The sequence below is a fragment of the Actinospica robiniae DSM 44927 genome (assembly GCF_000504285.1).
GTDB classification, from domain to species: Bacteria; Actinomycetota; Actinomycetes; order Streptomycetales; family Catenulisporaceae; genus Actinospica; species Actinospica robiniae.
In genome coordinates, this window is sequence record NZ_KI632511.1 from 8,384,848 (window position 1) to 8,406,210 (window position 21,363).

At 69.8% G+C, this 21,363-nt stretch carries 12 protein-coding genes; 9 read left to right on the forward strand and 3 right to left on the reverse strand.

Annotated elements, in window-relative coordinates; translation table 11 throughout:
* Positions 1-49: 49 nt before the first annotated feature.
* The 4 genes from ACTRO_RS36175 (at position 50) to fxsT (ending at position 9,042) form a co-directional block, all read left to right on the forward strand.
* A complete protein-coding gene (locus ACTRO_RS36175) occupies positions 50-697 on the forward strand; it encodes a TetR/AcrR family transcriptional regulator (protein WP_051452595.1) in 648 nt (215 codons plus the stop codon).
* 95 nt (positions 698-792) lie between these two features.
* Complete coding sequence (locus tag ACTRO_RS36180; protein WP_034270497.1) at positions 793-2,088, forward strand: UDP-glucose dehydrogenase family protein; 1,296 nt, start codon at positions 793-795, stop codon at positions 2,086-2,088.
* Positions 2,089-2,278: 190 nt separating this feature from the next.
* On the forward strand, positions 2,279-2,542 hold the full coding sequence (locus tag ACTRO_RS36185) for a hypothetical protein (RefSeq protein WP_034270500.1): 264 nt from the start codon (positions 2,279-2,281) through the stop codon (positions 2,540-2,542).
* Between the two features lie 2 nt (positions 2,543-2,544).
* The gene (gene fxsT, locus ACTRO_RS46330; RefSeq protein ID WP_051451920.1) at positions 2,545-9,042 is read left to right on the forward strand and encodes an FxSxx-COOH system tetratricopeptide repeat protein; all 6,498 of its coding nucleotides are present in this window, start codon (positions 2,545-2,547) and stop codon (positions 9,040-9,042) included.
* A 12-nt stretch (positions 9,043-9,054) separates the two neighbouring features.
* On the opposite strand, the gene ACTRO_RS36195 is transcribed toward fxsT, so the two are convergent.
* On the reverse strand, positions 9,055-10,032 hold the full coding sequence (locus ACTRO_RS36195; protein WP_034278320.1) for a hydroxyacid dehydrogenase: 978 nt from the start codon (positions 10,030-10,032) through the stop codon (positions 9,055-9,057).
* Between the two features lie 313 nt (positions 10,033-10,345).
* Between ACTRO_RS36195 and ACTRO_RS36200 the strand changes: the two genes are divergently transcribed.
* The 5 genes from ACTRO_RS36200 (at position 10,346) to ACTRO_RS46335 (ending at position 15,052) form a co-directional block, all read left to right on the forward strand.
* Positions 10,346-11,440, forward strand: a complete 1,095-nt coding sequence (locus tag ACTRO_RS36200) for a substrate-binding domain-containing protein (RefSeq protein ID WP_157436628.1) — start codon at positions 10,346-10,348, stop codon at positions 11,438-11,440.
* A 56-nt stretch (positions 11,441-11,496) separates the two neighbouring features.
* Complete coding sequence (locus tag ACTRO_RS36205; RefSeq protein ID WP_034270506.1) at positions 11,497-13,413, forward strand: DUF2264 domain-containing protein; 1,917 nt, start codon at positions 11,497-11,499, stop codon at positions 13,411-13,413.
* A 54-nt stretch (positions 13,414-13,467) separates the two neighbouring features.
* Entirely contained in the window at positions 13,468-14,337 is an 870-nt protein-coding gene (locus ACTRO_RS36210; protein ID WP_084316785.1) for a peptidylprolyl isomerase, read from the forward strand.
* 106 nt (positions 14,338-14,443) lie between these two features.
* The gene (locus ACTRO_RS36215) at positions 14,444-14,800 is read left to right on the forward strand and encodes a DsrE family protein (protein ID WP_034270509.1); all 357 of its coding nucleotides are present in this window, start codon (positions 14,444-14,446) and stop codon (positions 14,798-14,800) included.
* A 126-nt stretch (positions 14,801-14,926) separates the two neighbouring features.
* A complete protein-coding gene (locus tag ACTRO_RS46335; protein ID WP_157436629.1) occupies positions 14,927-15,052 on the forward strand; it encodes a siderophore-interacting protein in 126 nt (41 codons plus the stop codon).
* Positions 15,053-15,280: 228 nt separating this feature from the next.
* Here the strand turns inward: ACTRO_RS46335 and ACTRO_RS36225 are convergent, their stop codons facing one another.
* Positions 15,281-16,318: an extracellular catalytic domain type 2 short-chain-length polyhydroxyalkanoate depolymerase gene (locus ACTRO_RS36225; RefSeq protein ID WP_034270512.1), complete on the reverse strand. Its 1,038-nt coding sequence runs from the start codon at positions 16,316-16,318 to the stop codon at positions 15,281-15,283.
* 164 nt (positions 16,319-16,482) lie between these two features.
* Positions 16,483-21,297, reverse strand: coding sequence for an RCC1 domain-containing protein (locus tag ACTRO_RS36230; RefSeq protein WP_169739988.1), 4,815 nt, complete (start codon positions 21,295-21,297; stop codon positions 16,483-16,485).
* Positions 21,298-21,363 lie beyond the last annotated feature (66 nt).

Consider the following 21,363-nt stretch of genomic DNA (forward strand, 5'->3'; position numbering starts at 1 on the left):
ACTGTAGCCCTAAACTGAGGTGATCCTCAAGTTCGCTAGAATGGCGTCCATGACCGGCACGAATCCGGGCGCCGGACGCCCGCTGCGCCAGGACGCCGCGCGCAACCGGCAGCTGCTGGTGCTCGCCGCCCGGGACGTCTTCCACCGCAAGGGCCTGGAATCGCCGCTGGAGGAGATCGCCAAGCAGGCCGGCGTCTCGATCGGAACCCTCTACAACCGCTTCCCCTCGCGCGGGGAGCTGGTCGACGCGGCGCTCGGGCCGGTGGCCGAGCAGTCCGTGCTGCTCGCCGAGCAGGCGCTGCGGGAGGAGGACCCGTGGGACGGCTTCGTCGGCTACCTGCGCGGCATGTGCGAGCTGATCGCCGCGGAGCGCGGCTACACCGACATCTACCGCACGCGGATCGGCGACACCCCGGTCATCGACGCCGCGCGGGAGCGGATGGGCGCGCTCAAGACGCGGATCATGGAACGGGCGAAAACGGCCGGCAGCCTGCGGGCCGACGTCGAGTCGGCCGACGTCATCCTGCTGCTCTGGGGCATCTCAGGGATCATCGACGCCACCCGGGAGGCGGCCCCGCAGGCCTGGCGCCGCCACCTCGCCCTCGCGCTGGACGCGCTGCGCCCCGCCGCGGCCACCCCGCTGCCGGTGCCCGCCCTCACCGCCGCGCAGATGCTCGCGGCCACGCCGCCCCGATGACGGTCCGGCAGTCCACCCGGCGTTCAGATCGATGCGATAGTACGGAATGTAGAGTGTCAGCCTCGGTCAGAACGAACTTGTAGGGGGAACGGAACATGCCGCGCAAAATCGCCGTTTTCGGTGCCGGGTACATCGGTCTGGTGACCGGGGCCTGTTTCGCTGACCTCGGGCACCAGGTGGTCGTGCGCGACATCGTGCCGGAGAAGGTCGCGGCGCTGAACGCCGGCGAGGTCCCGATCTACGAGCCCGGCCTGTCCGAGGTCATCGCGCGCAACGCGGAGCGGCTGCGTTTCACCCTCGACGCCGACGAGGCCGCGGCCGGAGCCGAAGCGGTGTTCGTGTGCGTGGACACGCCGCCCACGGCCTCCGGGGACGCGGACCTGTCCCGGGTCTGGGCCGTCGTCGAGGCGCTCAAGAACGCGGTCCACCTCAAGGCGCTGGTCGTCAAGTCCACGGTGCCGACCGGGACCGGCGTGAAGATCCGCGCCTACCTCGACGAGGCCGGCCTCGGCCACGTCGGCTACGCCTCCAACCCGGAGTTCACCGCGGAGGGCCGGGCGGTGGAGGACTTCCTGCGCCCGGACCGGATCGTCATCGGCGCCTTCGACGACGCCTCCGCCGCGCTGGTGGCCGAGATCCACGAAGGCATCGACGGCCCGGTCCTGCGGATGGACGTGCCCAGTGCGGAGACGGTGAAGCTCACCGCGAACGCCCTGCTGGCCACGAAGATCTCCTTCGCCAACGAGGTCGCCAACCTGTGCGAGGCCACCGGCGCGGACGTGGAGCGGGTGATGGCCGCGGTCGGCGCGGACCACCGGCTCGGCGCCCACTTCTTGAAGGCGGGACTCGGCTGGGGCGGCTCCTGCTTCCCGAAGGACAGCGTCGCGCTCAAGCAGTTGGCTGCCAACTCCGGCTACCCGTTCCAGCTGCTCAACGCCGTCATCGAGGTCAACGACCTGCAGCGGCGCCGCGCGGTCAACCGGCTGAAGGAGGAGCTCGGCGGCCTGTCCGGCAAGACCGTGGCGCTGCTGGGCCTGACCTTCAAGGCCCGCACCGACGACATGCGCGAGGCCCCCTCCACCGTGATCGCGGCCCGCTTGCTCGCCGAGGGCGCGACGGTCCGCTGCTGGGACCCGATGGCCCGCCTGCCCCGCCAGGAGCCGTGGATGCTGACCACCCGGCACGACACCCCCCTGGACGCCGTCACCGGCGCCGAAGCCGCGATGATCGTCACCGAGTGGCCCGAGCTGCGCGAGGTCCCGTGGGAGAAGGCCCGAGCCACGATGACCGGCTCGGTGCTGCTCGACGGCCGCAACGTCCTCGACCCCGAGGCCATGGCCGCGGCCGGATTCACCTACCTGTCCGTGGGCCGGGCCACCACAAGGCCCTGAAACGTGGTGCGCGCGGCCTGCATCCGGGCCACGCGCGCACGTTGGGACGGTGCTGCGCAGGGTACTGATGATCTGACAGATACCGTCGATCCCGATCAGGCGGGGTAACACGCCGCGGCGATGCGATTCCAGTGCGATCGCGGACCGGCTGCGGCGTGCGGATGCAACGCCGTGTGCGGAGGAGCTGCCGATGGCCGGTGAGTTCGGGGTGGGTGTCCCGTGGCCTGCGGGGCACGGAGCCATGGTCCGGCGCATGGCGGCGATCGCCGAGCAGGCCGTGGCGATCCGCGCTTGCGGCGTCCTCGGCACCCTTTCGAGTGAACTGGCGGTGCGACTGAGCGTGATGCTGCGCGCCTACTCGCAGTTCCACTACGAGGCCAAGGCGCTGGACCCGGGTCAGGATCCTGATCTAGATCTCCAGGGGTTGCTCGGGCGACTCGTCTGGGACCGGTAGGTATGACCTCGTTCGACAGCGAGCTGTTCAGCCGCCACGTCGTGCAGATCTTCGACCTCGATGACGGCATGCCGCTGGGGACCGGGTTCTTCGTCGGCGCCGGTTGGCTGCTCACGTGCGCGCACGTGGTCGACGCGCGCGAGCATGTGGGGATCGTCGCGCACCGATCGCTGGGCGGGGCCGGGGATCTGCGCGCGCATGTCGAGGCGCGCTCGGCGGCGCCGGGATGGCAGCGGAACTGGCCGTTTCCGGATCTCGCGCTGCTGCAGCTGGACCAGCCGTTCACGCACCCGTGCGTGCTGTTGAGCGACCAGCTGCCGGACGAGCGGCGGCCGGTGTACGCCTGGGGGCATACCCGCGAGGAGTTCGAGCAGGCCGGCGGGCCTCGGGGTTCTCAGGCCACGTTCACGTTCGAAGGGCTGCAGCAGGGCTTCCTCAAACTGAAGGCCGGGCAGGCGCAGCCGGGGCTTTCCGGCGCTCCGCTGGTGTGCCCTTCCCGCAAGGCCGTGGTCGGGGTGGTCGGGTGGTCGCGCGATCTCGAGAGCGACCTGGGGGCGCTGGCGACGCCGATCTCGGCTCTGCTGAACGAAGAACTGTGCGGCGACGCGCGGCTGGCGCAGTTCGGCGCGCATCTGTTCGCGAACTCCCGCGAGGCCGTGGGGCGGACGCTCGGCACTTGGCGGCGCCTCTTTCCGATCGACGCGGCCGAGAATCCGTTGCGGCGTATGGATGCGCAGTTCAAGAAGGAGGCCCGCTCCAGCCCGTCCGACCTGCTGCACACGGACTACGGCGTGGTGCCGTTCCTCTTCCGCGACGACGAGCTGCGGCGGATGCGGGACTGGTGCCGGGCCTCGGCCGCGATGTCCGTGGCGGTGGTGACCGGCGACGGCGGGGCCGGGAAGACGCGGTTCGCCCGGGAGCTGTGCCGAGAGATGGCGCGGGAGGGCTGGACGAGCGGACTGTGGCCGGACGAACAGGGGTCTGATGCGCCGCACCGGATCGGTGAGCTGATCCGCCTTCAGCAGCCGCGCTTGATCGTGGTCGACTACGTCGAGCGGATGCCCCAGGACCGCCTGCGTGCGGATCTCGACGAGATGCACGCGCACGCGACCGAACTCGCGCCGATCCGCGTGCTGCTGCTACACCGCACCAGCGACGCATCCGGCGACGGGCGCTCCGACCTGTTGATCAGTCTGAACCGCAACGCCTCCGGCCAGGTCCGCAACGTGCTGTCGGGCGCGGAGATCGTGGACGCCGCCACGACCGCCCTGACCGGATCGCAGCGGCAGCAGCTGTATCAGAGTGCGATGGAGAGTTTCACGGCAGCCTGGTATCAGGACCAGGAGACCCGTCGGCTACCGGATCTCGGCGCCGTGCCGGAGACGCTCGGTCTTGAGGGCGACCAGTTCTCGCTTCCGCTGATGATCCTGTTCGAGGCGATGGACAACGCGCTCCGACCGAGCGGATCGGACGAGCGGCCGGGAGTCGAGCGCATCCTCGAACATGAGCAGAGCTACTGGAACGCGACCGCGCCCGCTGGGCTCGAACCGGATGCGAGGCTGCGGTGCGTGGCGCTGGCCACCCTCGTCGGCGCTCGAACCGAGGAGGAAGCGCGCCGGCTGCTCGGCGTCGCGCTTGAACAGCATCCTGATTCCGCCTTCGTCGGCAGGGCACTGGCTTGGTTGGGTCAGCTCTATCCGAGGCCGCACGTGCTCAATCCGCTGCGCCCGGACCGCCTCGGCGAGTACTTGATCGTCACGGTCCTGACTTCGGCCTCGTCGACCGCGAGCGCGGAGACGGCGGCGGCCGACCTGCTCTGCGATCTGCTTGCCCTGCCCAGCGATCAGCAGGTGGCCACGTGCCTGGACACGCTGGTGCGCATCCTCCCCAACGAGCGGCGCTTCACCGCTTCCGTGTGCTCGGCACTCCTGACCAGCCACGCGCGATTGCTGCGCCGCGCCGCCCTGCAGGCTCAGGAGCCGGCGGCCGAGGCGGCGTCGATCTCGCGCATCTCGCACGGCCTGATCAGGCTGATGGCGGGGGAGCCGGGCGCGCGGCTGGCACGGGAGAACGCCCGTGAGCCGGACGACCACGCTCTTCCCGGCACGTTCACGCAGCTCGGTGACGAGGCCGCTGCCCTGGACCTCTACGACGAGGCCGAGCGCCTGTACCGGTGCGCGCTGCAGTTCCACGCGGTCACGCCCCGGCGGCAGGGCGCGCGCTCGTCGATGGCGGCCTCGGCCACTCAGGTGAAGCTCGCCGAACTCGCTCAGCGCAGAGCCCGCCTCGACGTGGCTGAGGTCTGCTATCAGGAGGCTGCCGATGCGGCGATGCGCGCCTTCGAGCGAGATACACAGGACCCTGCCGCACTCGACGCGCTGATCGAGGTCTACCACGCGCTCGAGTCGGTCCAACGGCAACTCGGGAAGCCACGTCTCGCCCAGGAAACCGTGGAGCGTGCCGTATCGGTGCGAGCCGCGTTCGGGATCGGTGCCGTCTCCGATCCCTCGATTCCACCCGTGCTCGAGCCTTGGCGCACGGAGACGCCGCAGCCTCTCACCGGCCGTCTGTGGACGGGACAGTCGTCTGACACCCAGCAGGGACGCGTCGGGCAGGTCGTCACCTTCCACTCGTTCCAGGGCGGCACCGGCCAGACCATGGCGATGGCCAACCTGGCTTGGATCCTCGCCGCGAACGGCAAGCGGGTGCTGATCGTCGACTTCGAGCTGGAGTCGCCCGGGCTGCACCGGTACTTCCCGCCCTCGCTCCTGGATCCGCAGGCGTTCGCCGCGTTGAGGGGCGTGGTCGACATGGTGCGCGAGTTCGAGGACGTGGCCGCGGAGACCCCGGATGAGAACCGCGGCCGCAACTGGTATCGCCGTTTCGCCCGGGTGCGGGACTACGCGCTCGCCATCCGCTGGCCCTTCCCGGGCGACGGCGCGCTGCACTACATGTCCTCGGGCCTGCAGAACCACAGCTACACCAACGCGGTCGCGACGCTCGACTGGGAGCGTTTCTACGAACGGCTGGGCGGCGGCGAGCTGTTCGACGCCTTCCGCGCGGACATGATCCAGAACTACGACTACGCCTTGATCGACAGTCGCAAAGGCCTCAGCGACATCGCCGACATCTGCACCCTGCACCTGCCCGACGTCGTGGTGGAGAGCTTCACGCTCAATCGCCGCGGTCTCGAAGGCGCGCTGCAGTTCGCCGGGGCGGTCTCCCGGTGGACCAACCATCCGATCCGGCTGTTGGCGGTGCCGATGCGGGTGGACGGAGGCGAGAGCGGCCGGGCGGACGCGCTGCGGGCGGCCGCCCGCAGCCGCTTCGCACAGCTCGATCTGGACGAACTGGCCGAGACCCAGTACTGGAGCCGGGTCGAGATTCCCTATGTGCCTTTCTACAACTATGAGGAGATCCTGGCCCCGTTCGTGGTCGCCGCCGACGACCGGACTTCACTGCTGAGCTCGTATGTCCGGCTCGCCGAGGTGCTGACGAAGGGTGAGGTGGCCGGCTTTCCGGAGATGCCGGAGGCCCTGCGCAGAGCGATGTTCGCCGAAGCCGTGCGGCTGCAGCCGAGCCGGCCGGAGCAGCTGGTCATCGCCTATGCGGCCGCGGACCGGCTGTGGGCCGAGTGGCTGGAGGCCCTCTACCTCCAGGCGGACTTCAATGCGCAGATATACGCGCTTTTCGGCGATCCTTCCGCGCTTCCGACGATCGAGCGGCACGCCAGGATCGTCGCCCTGATGTCGGAGGCGACCGCGCGGGATGCCGAGGCGATGGCGCAGCTTCGCGACTGGGCCGGCACCGGCAGGCTCTCCGTCGCGGCTTTGGCCGAGCTGCCGGCCGAGAGCCGGCTCGCCGTGCCGACCGCGGAGTTGCAAGGCGAGACCGATCCCGTTGCCACCACACGGATCCTGCTGGATCTGGCAGAGGTGTCGGACGCCGGGATCGCCAGGGTCCGGCCGCCGGCGAGCCGGCGCTTCCCATCCGCCCGACCGGCGATCTGGAACGTGGGCACCCGCAACGCCCTGTTCACCGGACGGGACGCGCTGATGCAGGCGCTGCGCCACCGGCTCGTCGGAGACTCGATGACGGTGGTCCTGCCGGCGCCGCTGCACGGCCGCGGCGGTGTCGGCACGACGGAGTTGGCCTGTGAGTACGCGCACCGCTTCAGCGCCGACTACGACCTCATTTGGTGGATCGATGCGGAGACCACGGAGTTCATCGACGAGTCGATGGCCGAGGCCGCCCGCCGGATGCGGCTGCCGGGCGTCGGCGAGTCCTGCACCGAGGACGCGGCGGCGCTGCGTGACGCGCTGCGGCGCGGCGAGGGCGGGCGCTGGCTGTTGATCTACGACAACGCCGTGGATCCGAGCCGGCTCGAGCCGTTCCTCACCGCCGGCACGTCCGGGCATGTGCTGATCATCTCGCGCGACCCGGCCTGGGCGGAGCGAGCCGTTCCGCTCTACATCGACGCATTCACAGAGCCGGAGAGCCTCGAGTATCTGAGTCGGATCGCGCTGGGCCTTGAGCATCAGGATGCTGTTCGGTCGGCCGACCTCGCGGGCCACCTGCCACTGGCGCTGGAGAGTGTGGCTGCTGCGCTTGCCCTCAGTGGCCAAACCGCCTCGCAGTACCTTGATCTCTTGGAGGCTGCCGCGGCGGGGGACGGTCTGGTCTCGCTTGCGGCGACGTGGAGCGCTGTGATGGAGGGCTTGGAACGGCGGCAGCCGTCGGGAGCAAGGCTGCTTGAGCTGTGCGCCTTCATGAACCCGGACGCCATCTCCCTGTCCGGCCTGATCTGCTCGGCCGCGATGCTCGAGGCCCTGCGCGAGCACGACCCGTCCCTCGTCGACTTGGAAATGCTCGGCGCGGTGGTCGCGGAACTGGTGCGATTCTCCTTACTGCAGCAGGATCAAGCCACCGGGGACCTGCGCATGCACCGGTTGGTCCAGGCGATCATCAGGGATCGTATGTCGTCGGATCGGGTGGAGGAGGCCCGCCACGTCGTGCATCGCATGCTTGCTTCCGCGCGGCCCGAGCCCAGTGACGGTGGTCCGGACGACCCGGACAACTGGCCGTACTACGCGCGGCTGTGGCCTCACCTGGCGCCGTCCGACGCGGTTGACTGCGACGAGATCGCCGTGCGGCAGTTGCTCATCGAGCGGGTGCATTACCTGTGGATCCGCGGCGATTATCGCAATGCCCTGCAAACCGGCTGCGGCCTCGAAGAGCGTTGGCTGCGGCGGATCGACGAGTTCGGCGGAAGACGGACGGCTGCGGGAGCGGCGCTCTACCGGCAGTGGCTGGTGCTTCGAAGCCTGCACGCATCTGTGCTGCGATCCGAAGGTTCCTTCCACGAGGCGTACGAGATCGACCTTGAGGTGATCGCGGAACAGGAGCGGCTGAATACCGAGGAGCACCCCGATGCGTTGGCCGGCCGCCGTTCGCTGGGCAGCGATCTTCGAGGGCTCAATCGGTTCAAAGAGGCCCTGGAGAACGACACGGAGAGCTATGCGCGGCACCGCCGCGTCTACTCCGAGGATGACCCGCGGTTACTGGGCGCAGCGAGTGATCTCGCCGTGGACTACCGGCTGCTCGGCGACTGCTACAAGGCCGCAGACCTAGACCAGAGCACGTGCACGCGGATGGCGTCGGTGCTCCGTCCGATGCATCCGCGCACCCGCTACGCGGTCCAGAACCTGGCACGCGACCTGCGCGACGCGGGCCAGTACGTACAGTCCGTCGACCTCCTGCGCCGGAGCCTGGGGCATTACCGGCACGAGCTGGGGGAGTACAGCCCGGAAGCGCTGCGTACGGCGATCAGCCTGGCCGCTTCGCTGCTGAAGGCCGGCGAGCTGAACGAAGCGCTGACCCTCGCCCGGGACACCTTTACCTGCTACCGCACGAAGATCGTGGCTCCGATCTCTGATCTGCAGTCCGCCGCGCTGGTCTACGCGGTGGCGCGGTCGGCGTCGGGGCGTGACGAAGCCGCGCTGCGGTTGAGCGAAGCCGTGCTCGAGGTATACGAGCAGCAGCTCGGGCCACAGCACCCTTACACGCTGTGTTGCCTGAACGACATCTCCGCCTATCTGCGCAAGCTCGACTACCTGGACGAGGCGCTACGCACGTCTCGGCGCGCCCATTCGGGATTCCACACCCTGCTCGGCAGTGAGCACCCGTACACGCTCGTGGCCGCGGCGAACCTCGCCGTCATCCTGGCCGACACGGGAGAACACGCCCGGGCGGCCGAGTTGGGGCACGACGCGGCGCGCAAGCTGGCGGAGGTCCTGCGCCCTGAACACCCGGACGTGCTCGCCATCGAGTCGAACCTGTCGATCAGCCTGCAGTCCCTCGGTTCGGAGGCAGAGGCCTTGCAACTGCGCGCACGGGTCGTCGAGGAGATGGAGACGGTTCTGGGTCCGACGCATCACCGCACGAACGCGGCCCGGGCGGGCGAGCGGCTGGACTGGAGCCTGGAGCCGCAACCGATCTGACCCTGCTCGCTCTCAGGCTGTGCGGTCGATCTCCGCGTGCAGCAACGGGAAGGCGAACGCCTCGCCGCGGGCGTAACGGCCGATCTCGGCGACCGCCGAGGCCCCCAGGCGGCGCAGCTCGGTGCCGATCGAGCCCGCGATGTGCGGAGTGAGCACGACGTTGGGCAGGGTGAACAGTGGCGAGTCGGCGGGCAAGACGTCCGGCTCGGTCACGTCGAGCACGGCGTTGATTCGTCCGGTGCCCAGCTCGTCGAGGAGTGCCGCCGTGTTCACCAGGGATCCGCGTGCGGTGTTGATCAGGGTCGTGCCATCGCGCATCAGAGCTAGCTGATCCCGGTTGATCAGGTCACGGGTGCTCGGCAGTTCCGGCGCGTGCACGGTGACGATGTCGCTGCCGGCGCACAGTTCATCGAGGTCAACCCGGGCCACGCCGAGATCGCCGGCGTCCTCAGCTGTGAGATAGGGGTCATAAACAAGAACTCGTATGTCGTGCGGCGCGAGCAGGCGGATGAGCTCCCGGCCGGTCCGCGAGGCGCCGACTATCCCCACAGTCCGGCCGTAATTGCCGGCGTCGGGGTACTCCAGCTGCCAGAAGTACGAGCGACGCTCGGTCCGGTAGCGTTCGCGAATCTCCAGCGCCTGCTTGCCGATGAGCAGGATCATCGCGAGCGTGTACTCGGCCACCGGCCGCGCGTTGGCTGCGGCCGCCGTGGAGACGGCGATGCCGCGCTCCCAGCAAGCGGGAGTGACGATGCCCCGCACCGACCCGGCCGCATGCACGACCGCCCGCAGCCGCGGAGCCGCCGCAAGCACCGCCTCGTCGATACACGGAGCGCCCCAACCAGTCAGCAATACCTCGGCCTCGTTGAGCAGCGTGGCCGCAACAGGCGCGGCGGCGTCGGACACGATGACCGGTGCGACATCGGCCGTTTCGGAGAGCCTTGCGCGCAGCGCCGGATCGAACAACTGCGGCTCGAGATCAGGGCGCATGGCGAGCACGACGCGTGGCCGCTCAAGGCGTGCAACGGATGTCACAGCAAGAACTCCTAGCGGGTCCGGGCGGCGGATCAAGCGTCTTCGGCACGCGCGGTGCGGTCAAGGCGAGACAAACAAGCGAAACCATTCCCAGCCGATCGAAAGCAATAAGACACGCGCGCTGCCCAATTTGCGACGCTTCGCACTGGAGCGCATGCGACCGTTGCCCGCTGAATCGAGGCAGGCCTTGCGGATCGACCCTCCCAAGACGCACAGTGCTGTTCATTCGTAAACGGTCCCAAGCCGAATCGAAACCCGAGGGGTGGCCGTGTTCTCTCCGGACCGCCGGGAACTGCTGCTCGCACACCTGCGCGAGCACGGCACGTCCCGGATCAGCGACTTGGTTTCGGTGCTGGGCGCATCCGACGTGACCGTGCGACGGGACGTGGACAACCTCGAACGCGAGGGTCTGGCCCGGCGCTTCCACGGCGGCGTCGCCCTGATCGATCCGGACGCCGAGCGACGAGCCGACCGGCAGCGCGAGCTCAAGATCGGCGTCGTGCTGCCCGCCGGGCCCTACTTTCGATCGGTGCTCGCCGGAGCACGCGAGGCCGCGGACGACGCCGGCGCGCACCTCATGCTCGCCCTCTCCCACTACGACGGTGACGAAGATCTGCGCTCGATCCGCCGCCACCTGGACAATGGCGCGCACGGACTGCTGCTGGCGCCGGCGCCGGAGGGCTCCTCCCGGCACACCCAGTTGGAGAAAGAGCTGCGCAAGCTGCGAGTCCCGGTGGTGCTGGTCGAGCGGCAACTCGCCGGCGAGCGACTCGTCGACGTGTTCGACCATGTCGTGACCGACCACGACGCCGGAGCCCGCGGTGCCGTCGAACACCTCGCCCGACTCGGTCATCGCCGAATAGCGTTGCTGGTCAAGGATCTAGGCCCGACAGCCCCGTTGCTACGAGCCGGCTACGCGCGGGCCGTGACGGCACTTAATCTGGCTACTGATATGCCAGTGCTGGTCGTGCCGCACGCACCTGGACCGGACGGGGAACTCGACCGCGCCTTGGCGCAGGCAGCCGATACTCTCGCAGCGCACCGGGTGACGGCGGTGCTCGCGCACGGGGACGAGGAAGCTCTCGCGCTGCAGAACCTGTTGCTGCATCGGGGCGTTCGCATTCCAGGCCAGCTCGCGATGGTCTCGTACGACGACGAGATCGCCTCGGTCGCGAGCATCCCGATGTCCGCGATCGCCCCGCCCAAGCAGGCGCTCGGCCAGATCGGCCTGGAACGGCTGATCGACCGCATCCGCAACGGCCCGGCCACTCCCGTGCACCACCTCACGCTCCTGCCGACGCTGGTCGTGCGCGAGACGTGCGGGGGAGCAGCGCGCATCCCCCGCGCCGCGCGAGCCGCGTGACCGAAAGCCGCACCGCCCGACGAAGCGAAGTTCGATCGCACCCACGGGAGTATCTGATGGACCATTCCGACCTCGCCCCGTACACCGGCTGGACCCGCGCCGACTGGACCGGTCTCGCCGACCGCCTGCTCGACGCCGTCACCCCGTACGCATCGCCGTCGTTCGCGCGTTATCAGCTCCCTGGCACCCACACCTCGCACAGCGGCAACGATTCCGACGCGTTGGAGGGATACGCGCGCACCTTCCTGCTCGCCGCGTTCCGCATCGCCGGAGAGCGCGGCGAGGGGCCCGTCGCCACGAAGCTGCTGGAGCGCTACGCCGCGGGGATCGCAGCAGGCACCGATCCGGCCGGCTCCGAGGCGTGGCTGCCCATCGTGCCGGGCCGTGCCACGCAACCCATGGTCGAGGCCGCGTCGATCGCCCTCGGCCTGCACGAAACCCGCGCGTGGCTGTGGGAGAAGCTGGCGCCGGACGTCCAAGAGCGGGTGACACGGTGGCTCGGCGGCTTCATCGGCAACCACACGTGGCCGAACAACTGGATGCTGTTCCAGACGATCTCCGAGGAGTTCCTCGCCTCGGTCGGCGCCGATCACCGAGACGATGAGATCGTGCGCGGCCTCGACGCGCTCGAAGGCTGGTACGTCGGTGACGGCTGGTACACCGACGGGCGTACCAGCGAATTCGACTACTACAACGCCTGGGCTCTGCACCTGTATCCGTTGATGTGGACGAGAATCGCTGATGGAGGCGCTCGCGGCGCTCGTGCTGTCGAAGCACGCGAGGTCTACCGGTCCCGGCTGCGCCGCTTCCTCGAGGACTACCCGAAGTTCATCGGCGGCGATGGAGCTCCGATGCACCAAGGCCGATCCCTGACCTACCGCTTCGGCGCGGCGGCCCCGCTGTGGGTCGGCGAGCTGTTCGACTGCACTCCGCTGAGCCCGGGAGAGACACGGCGTGCCGCTAGCGGAATTGCCAAGCACTTCATCGACCGTGGCGCCGTGAACGCCCAAGGCCTGCTCTCGCTGGGCTGGTACGGCGAGCACCTGCCGACGGTGCAGCCGTATTCGGGCCCTGCATCGCCTTATTGGGCGAGCAAGGCGTTCCTCGGCCTGCTGTTGCCGTCGGACCACCGGGTCTGGACCGCGGTCGAAGAACCCCTGCCGGTCGAGCGGGCCGACTTCGTCACCGTGTTGAACGGCCCGAACTGGATCCTCCAGGGCACGCAGAACGACGGCATCGTGCGTCTGCACAACCACGGATCAGACCACGTCGATCGAAGCTCGGGACACGAGCAGGACGATCCGTTCTACTCGAAGCTCGCGTACAGCACCGCCACCGCCCCCGACACCGCAGAGGAGTCGTGGGTGTGCCGGGTCGACAGCCACATCGCCTTGATTTCGCCGGACGATACGCCGTCGCGCCGAGGAGCCTTCACCCGGCTCGGTGCGAGCGCGGACGGCGATGCCGCATGGGCCGGTTCCGTCCACATCCCGCACGTGACGCGCGCCGATGGCGAGGCGCAGCCGATCGAGGGCGCACAGATCGAGAGCTGGACCATCGCGTGGCGTTGCTGGGACCTGCGGATCCACGCCGTCGACGCCACGGAGGGCTGGGGCGTGCGCGAAGGCGGCTACGCCGTCGCCGGCCATGAGCCGCTGGCGATACACGACGATGCGGTGAGCCGCCCGAGCGACGGCCTGACGTCCTCGCTCACCGGAATCCTCGGCTGGACACGGCAAAGCGTGCACGAGGCGGCCGAAGCCAACGCGTACGGTTCGCACTCCGCAGCCCCCGCTCTGCATGCCGCGCACCCCGGTGGCCGCGCCTGGTACGCCTCGCTCGCCTCCCTCACCCGCCCCGCCGAGGCCGGCGCGACCGACGCCGCTGCCTCCATACAGATCCAAGCCGACGGATCGATCATCGCGACGTTCCCCGACGGCCATCGCGTCGCCCTGCGACCGGCGGGGGAGTAGAGTGCCCCAGCCCAAGGCATTTGCCTGGTCACAGCTTGAATCGGGGGTCGGTTGATGAACAGCGGGGATCCGCAGGACGGCGGTCCGCAGGACGCCGTACCGGCGAGGTGGGGTCAACCGCAGCAGCCTTATCCGCAGCAGCCCAGCCGTCGCTCGCCGAAGACCGTCTTGATCACTGTGGTGACCTTCGCTGTCATCGGGGGTCTCGCCCTCGGCGCTTTCTTCCTGGGCCAGCTGGTGAGGCACGATCCGCACCCTTCAGCGGTCGGCCGGGCGGCGCTCCCCCCGGTTTCCGCCAGCAGAGCGCCAGCTCCCTGCGTCGCCGCGGCCAGTATCACCGCCGAGCCGACCGGCTACGAGGCATGTGGCACGGCAGCCCGGAACGTCGGCATACCCGACTACGACGCGGCGGCGGCGAAGAGGGCCTACACGATCACCATCAAAACCAATCGCGGGGATATCGAGTTCACGGCTGACGGCAAGGCCGCGCCGTACACCGTCTACTCCTTCGTCTACCTGGTGAACAAGCAATACTTCACCACCACGCCCTGCCACCGCCTGACGACCGCCGGGATCTACGTGCTGCAGTGCGGCGACCCGAGCGGAACCGGATCGGGTGGTCCGGGCTACCAGTTCCAGGACGAGAACCTGGCCTCCCTCGGCACTCCGGACGCAACCGGCGCGGTTACGTACAAGGCCGGCACGGTGGCGATGGCGAACGCCGGCCCGGGCACCAACGGCAGCCAGTTCTTCCTTGTTTATAAGGACTCGCCGATCCCGCCCGCCTACACCCCCTTCGGAACGATCACCGAGGGCCTGGACGTCCTTCAACAGATCGCTCAAGCCGGCACCGACGACTCCAACTCCGCCGGTGACGGTGTTCCGAAGGAGTCGGTGCAGATCGAGTCGGTGACGGTGCGCTAGCCCAGGGCGGCGGGTCCACCGATCGAGACGTGATCGTCCGTTCCCCGAGACGGCTGTTAGGCTCCGAAAGCGCCTCGGCGAACGAACGGACGATCGGAGACCCGCCATGCCCAAGACCGTCATCCACGTGTTCCACGACGACGATGACTCGCTCGCCACCGGGACGCGGGTCGCTCAGCGCATCCACGAGGTCGCTGCGGAGAACGGCGTCACCGTCGAGGTCTTCTGCTTCGGCCCTGCGCAGCGCCGCCTGGCCGGCGCGAGCGGCGGCGAGGCCGTCGCGACCTTCAACCGGCAGATCGACGAGCTCATCGCCCGGGGCGTCGTAGTCGGGGCCTGCGTCAACGCCGCGCGCGCCGACGGCACCGAGGGCGCGCTTCTTCAGCGTGGCCTCGGTCTGCACGTCGCGCGCGACGAGTTCCTGCGGTTCACCCTCGAGCAGGCCACTGTCATCACGTTCTAGCGGCCGCGGCACGACGGGTGGCGGCCGGCTTCGCCAGACATGAGACAGTTAGGTTAGGCTAACCTAATCTCCATAGCGCAGACCCCTCGTCTCCTGTCCGCGCAGCCCGGGACCCTCCACCTCACCGTGCTCCGCGGCGAGCCGGCCTCCCCCTCGATGCGAAGGGTCACCGTGGGCGGCCGCTCGCTCACGGACTTGGCGTACCTGGGCTACGACCACTGGTTCCGGCTCTTCATGCGCCCGGCCATGTGACCGGCCGAGTGATCCAGGAAGTGCCGACCAAGCCGGACTGCAGTGATCTCGAAGCACCCGAGGGCGTCTACGTGGACTGGGTGATCCGCGACAACCCGAGACGGTGCCCGGCCGGGCCGCCCTCGCCGAACTACGTGCCCTGACCGGCGTGGACCCGCGCGGCTACGCCTTCGCCGCCGGCGAGTCCACCCTGGCCACGGGAAAGGAGTAGCGGCGCGATCTGCCTGGTCAGCCGCCGAGCGCCCGGACCATGTTCATGATCGCGGTGATCTGCACGCCCGCCTTCGTCGGATAGGCGGCGTCCCCGGCGCCGAGGTAGCCCCACCAGTCCCAACAGCCGAGCGGGTTGATCAAAGCGGTCGCTTCGGCCTGCGGGTACAGCACGATCATGGAATTCGTGTCGGCGTAGTTGTCCAGGTACGAGTCCTTCACGAAGCTCTGACCGATGCTGCCGGCGCTCATCTCGCACCCGTGCAGCGCGACCATCAACCGGCAGGTGGCTCCCGACGCGCACGACTGCGGGACGTACGCGTACCCGGTCGGGCCCATGCTGATCGCCGCCGCGCTGCCGCCCGGCACGTAAGAGTTCTGGTTGAACGACAGCAGCGTGCCCGTCGTCGTGGCCTGAGGGGCGTTGACGGAACCGAGCAGCTGCTTGAGGAAAGCGCCCTCGGGGTCGGTCCCGCAGTCGTTCAGGTACGGGGATTGCGACGCCGAGCAGGCGCCCGGGCCCAGAGGGCTGATCCACCCGTGCCCGGCCGCGGTCGAGTGGTCGTAGGTGACGGATGCGCCGAAGTGCTGGAGGAAGGAGACGTCGTCCTGGTCGAGGGCGCCGGCGACGACGGTGTCGTCGGTGCCGTGGTAGACCCAGTCGCGCTGTCCGGCGAGATCGGCCGTCGGGTCGATCAGCCCCTCGGCGGCGAAGGTGGCCGCGTTCGCCTCATCCGTGCTGAGGTAGGCCGGATAAAGCGATTCCGCGCACCCGTAAACTGCTTGATAGGTATTGTCGAGCGCGCAGTCGTACTGCGAGGCGGCGAAGATCGCGGCGCCCTTGAAAGTCCCGGAGTACGCCACCGCGAGCTGGTTGGCCATGTTGCCGCCGGACGAGACCCCGGAGACGTAGTCGGCGCTGACGGCGTACGACGGCAGCGAGCCGGCGGCCTGCGCGGGAGAGGCCGCGGCGGCGATGGCGGCGCCCTGGGCGGCGAGGACGACGGACAGCCATGTCAGGGCACGACGTCGTCGGAGCGGGGGAACACTGGCCATAAGGGATCACCTTTGATCGCGACCGGTTCGGCCGCGCGACGTGGCGGCCCAAGCGAGCATCCGGCGTGCAAGCGGCCCCGGACACGTCGGTGGGCCACAACCGGCGTATGCGCCCGCTGTGACCCACCCACATACCGCCGGTCGGCGGCCTCTCAGCGGCTCTCTCAGTCGATCTCGACCAACGCCAGGTTCCACCGGTCGCCGGTGGGCGCGGTGTCGTTGACCGTGACTGCTGTGCCCGCCGATGGAATCGGCGCGGTGACGTACTGGACCCAGTACGTGTCGCCCTTGCCATCAGTGGACTGGGTCAGCAGCGTCTGGTTCGGCCCGACGATGCGCGGGCTCGAGGCCGTCCAGTCGTTGCCCACCGCGAAGACCCACCCGTCGGCGCCCGAGGTGGTCAGGCTCGCCGTGGACGCGCCCTTCGCCGCCGAGGCGCCCGCGGTCTGGCCGGTGCCGGTCGCGCTGCCGAACGCGACGACCGTCAGGGACAGGCCGTAGCCGGTCGTGGTCAGGGTCGCGGCGATCGCAGGGTTCGACAACGTTGAGCTCGCACGGGCCGTCCAGATCTCCGCGGTCCCGTACTGGCCGTTCGTCCGCTTGGCGAGGGTCCAGGTCAGGCCGCCGCCGGAGACCTTCGCCTTCTGCGACGCGCCGGACGGCCCGTCCCCGGAGACGAAGGCGACGATCAGGTCGCCGGAACCGGCGGTCGTCAGATGCGCGGTGGCCGTCGTCGTTCCGGACGCGGTCGCCTGCTGATCGATCGTCGGCCCGCTCGACGCGGCGACGGTGATCGTCGTGGACGGGCCGACCGCGGCGTTGCCCCCGCCGTTGTCCGCCTTGACGGTGAACGTCGCGGCACCCGGCGCGGTCGGTGTGCCGGAGAGCAGCCCGGTGGCCGCGTTGAGCGCGAGACCAGCCGGGAGCGAACCGGACGCGACCGAGAAGGTCGGCGCCGGAACCCCCGTGGCCGCGTAGGTGTAGCTGTACGGCTGGCCGACCGTGGCGGTCGCCGGCGGAGTGTCCGCCGTGAACGCCGGGGCGGTCTGTTGGAAGGTGAACTCGTCCGCGGACGTCGTCGGGCTGACCCCGGCCGGCGTCATGACCTGGACATCGACAGTGCCCTGGGTCTCTTCCGGCGTGGTCGCCCGGAGCTGCGTGTCGGACACGACGGTGAACGAGGCCGCGGAGACGGCGCCGAACGAGACCGCGCTCGCGCCGGTGAACCCGCTGCCGTTGATCGTGACCGTGGTGCCGCCGCCGGCCGGTCCGCTGCCGGTGCTCAGCCCGGAGATCGCGGGCGCGGAGCCGTAGTAGTACTGGTCGGCGCTCGACGTCGCGCTCACGGCCGGGCCGTTGCCGACCGTGACGTCGACCGAGCCGGAACCGGGCGGGGCGATGGCGGTCAGTTGCTCCGGCGAGAGGAAGGTCACCGAGGTTGCCGCCGCCGAGCCGAAGGACACGGAGCTTTCCGGGGTGAATCCGGTGCCGATGATCGAGACCGCGGTCCCGCCCGCCGCCGGGCCGCTGGCCGCGCCCAGCTGCGTCACGGTCGGGGTCGGCGCCGGCGCTTCACCGCTGCAGGCGAGGGTGATGGTCAGGCCGAGCTGCGGCGGCGGCACCGGGTACGGGCCGATCGTGGCCGAGGTCTTACCTGTGTCCTGCGCGTCGGTGCAACCCGGTGCGTCGGCCTGGACCTCGTACCAGCCCGAGAAGACGTCCCAGTGGAACGTGCCGTCGGCCCCGGTGGTCTCCGGGTCCACGGCCGGCCGGATGCCCAGCGCGCTCGGGTCCATCGCGGTGAACGGCCCGGAGGCGGTGTCGGCGCGCAGGATGGTGACTGTGGCGCCGTGGACCGGGTTGCCATGGGTGTCCAGCACCGTGCCGGACGGGTCGATGTAGGCGTTGTCCGGCTGCGGGGCGTCGGGACAGAAGATGTCGAAGGCGATCGTCGCCGCGGCCGTGACGGCCTGCTTCGCCATCCAGTTGGCCGCGAAGCTGGTGGCCACGTCGAGCGCGATCTGAGCGGCCGGGGTGGCCAGTGCGGCCTCCATCGCCGGGATCAGCGGCGCGAGTACCAGCGAGTCCGCCATGAGCGCGGGGATCGCGATGTCGGCACCGGCGGCCAGCGCGGCGCCGAAGGCGCGGATCGGACCTTGCAGCGCGGCGAGCGCAGCGTTGATGGTGGCCTGCTTCCCGGTCGCGCAACTCGGGTGCAGGAACGCCTGCGCCGCGGCGGAGATCGCCTGCATGTAGCTGACGACGTTGGTCCCGGGGTAGTTGAACGAGGGGACCTGCTCGAGATACCTGTCGATGAAGTCCATGACCTGGGTGAACGTGATGGCGGTGTCCATCGGCTGCACCGCCTGGCTGTGCCCGCTCGCGCCGTCGGTGAGGGTCTTCGCCGCGGCCGCCTCCGGCCGTGCGCTCGCCGCCTTGCCGTGCCCGGTGTCCGCGGCGCCACCCGTATAAGAGAACTGGTCCGCCGCCACCGTGGGCGTGGTCGCACCGTAATAAGTCTGAATGCTGATATCCACGGTGCCGGAACCCGGCGGGCTCACCGCCTCGATCTCGTTGTCCGACACCGTGGTGAACGGCACGCCGACGTCGCCGAACTCGACCGTGGACGCCGCGGACAACCCGGTTCCGGCAATCAACACCGCGGTGCCACCGGCGTTCGGCCCGGTCGACGGGCCGACCGAGGAGATGTCCGAGTACGAGTACTGACCCGCGTTGATGGCGTTGCCGCCGGCCGTGACCTCGATCTGCGCGGTTCCGGTTCCGGCCGGGACGGTGGCCTGGAGGTCACCGTCGTCGAGCACGGTGAACGCGGTGGCCGGCGTGGCGCCGAAGTCGACCGCGGTGGCGCCGGTGAAGCCGCTACCCGTGATCAGGACGCTGCTACCGACCGCGCCCGAGGCGGGCTGCACTGTGCCGCGCGGCAGGCAGGTCGTGGAGCTGTCGATCTCCGCCGGGCCGTGCACCGGGGCCAGGGCCGGGATGGTGCCGGCATAGTCGCCGGAGCCGTAAGACGTCTCCGTCAGCGGAGTGAAGCTGGCCTGGTAGTCACCGGTGTCGTTGTTCAGACCGACGACGCTCACCACGCCGAGCCCGCCCTCGCATCCGCTGACCGACGTGTCGGAGGGGTTGCCCCAGTACAGCGTCGGGGTGTCGGTTCCGCCGACGGTCAGGCCGCCGGAGAGCGAGGCGACACCGGACAGCGCGAGGGTCTCGCCCTGGATTCCCGCCGCCGGCACCGTGATGGCGTTCGTCGAGACCGACCCCTCGCCGCTCTCAGCGGGCGGATAAGCCGTGAGCACGACCGAGCTGGCGACCACCGCCTTCACGCTGAAGCCGCCGTCCGCGCCGGAGGTCGCCTGCTGGCACTCGGTCGCGTCGGCCGAACAGGCTTGGACGAGGCTGCCGGGAGCCGGAGTCGCCCCGTCCGGCCCCACGATGCGGCCGGAGACGGTCGTCCCCGGCTTGATCGTGACCGTGAACGGCCCCGCGGTCGAGCTGCCGCTGGGGTTGGTCGCCGTGACGCTGTAGGTGAAACTGCTGATGCCGTCCGGGACCGTGCCGGTCACCCTGCCGGACCCGGCGTCGATGCTCAGCCAGCTCGGCGCGTCGGCGGACAGCGTGAAAGTCGGTGCCGGGACGCCGTTGTCGGTGAAGCCGTACGTGTACTGCCAGCCCGAGGCGGTGACCGTCGGCGGGTTGGCGATCACGAAGTTCGGCACGTCCTGGGTGACCAGCACGGCGCCGCCCGCGGAGATCGAGGCGGCCTTGGCGCCGTCGGCCAGCTGAATGGCCACCGGAGAGCTCGAGTCCTGATCCGTCCCGTTGCCGAGCGAGAAGCCGTAGCCGTTGTAACCCCAGTCGTAGACGACGCCGTCCTGCCCGATCACGTAGCCGTTCGCTCCGCCGCCGGCGTCGACCGAGGCGGCGAGGACCCCGCCGGGCAGCGTGATCGCCTTCGGGCTCAGCTGCACCTCGGAGGTCGGGCCGCCGTCGCCGAGCTGCCCGTACTCGTCCGAGCCCCAGGTGTAGACGCGCCCGTCCACGCCGAGCGCCATCGCGAACTCGGTCCCGGCCGCGGCGGCTGCCGCGTGCACGCCGTCCGGCAGGCTGATCTGCGTCGGCGACAGGTGCGGGTCGGTAGTGCCGTCGCCCAGCTGGCCGTCGTAGTTGTAGGTGCCCCAGCTGAACAGCTTCCCGTCGGTGCCGACGGCGAGCCCGAGCCCGTCGTCGAGCGAGACCTGCGCGACCGGATCGCCGCCCGGCATGGTCGCCTGCACCGGGCTGTGGTGCTCGGTGGTGGTGCCGTCGCCGAGCTCGGCGTTCTCGTTCATGCCCCAGGTGAACAGCTTCCCGTCGGTGCCGACGGCGGCCACGCTGTAGCCGGACGCGTCCACCGACGCGGCCTTGTCGCCGCCGGGCAGCGTCACCTGCACGGGCACGCCGCTGTTCGTCTGCGTGCCGTTGCCCAGCTCGCCGAACTCGCTGTCGCCCCAGGTCCACACCCGGCCGGCCGAGTCCACTGCGACGGCGCTCTCCGAACCGGCCGCGATCCCGACCGGCACGGCGCCGTCCGGCAGCGAGATCGGCTCGGGCTGCTCGACCGAATCCGCCTCGATGTAGCCGTTGCCCAGCTCGCCGAACTGGTTGTCACCCCAGCTGTAGATCTGCTGATCGGAGCCGATCGCGTAGCTCGCCGACCCACCGGCCGCGACCTGGACCGCGCTGACACCGGGAGCCAGCGTGATCTGCTCCGGCGTCTGCGCGTTGTTCGTGGTGCCGTCGCCGAGTTCGCCGTCGTAGTTGGCGCCCCACACCGTCAGCGGGGTCGTCGCCGTGTCCGCGGCGGCCGTGGTCGCGGCCGCCGCCGTCAGTCCGCAGGCGCCGAGCGCCAGCGCGGCCAGCACGGCCGGAATACGGGCTCTGCGATGTTTCGGGGCATAGCGAAGGAACGCACTCATACCAGTCTCCCCACCAGTAAGCGCACTCATTGGGCCCGGCGGGACACCGACAGCGGGTCACCGGGC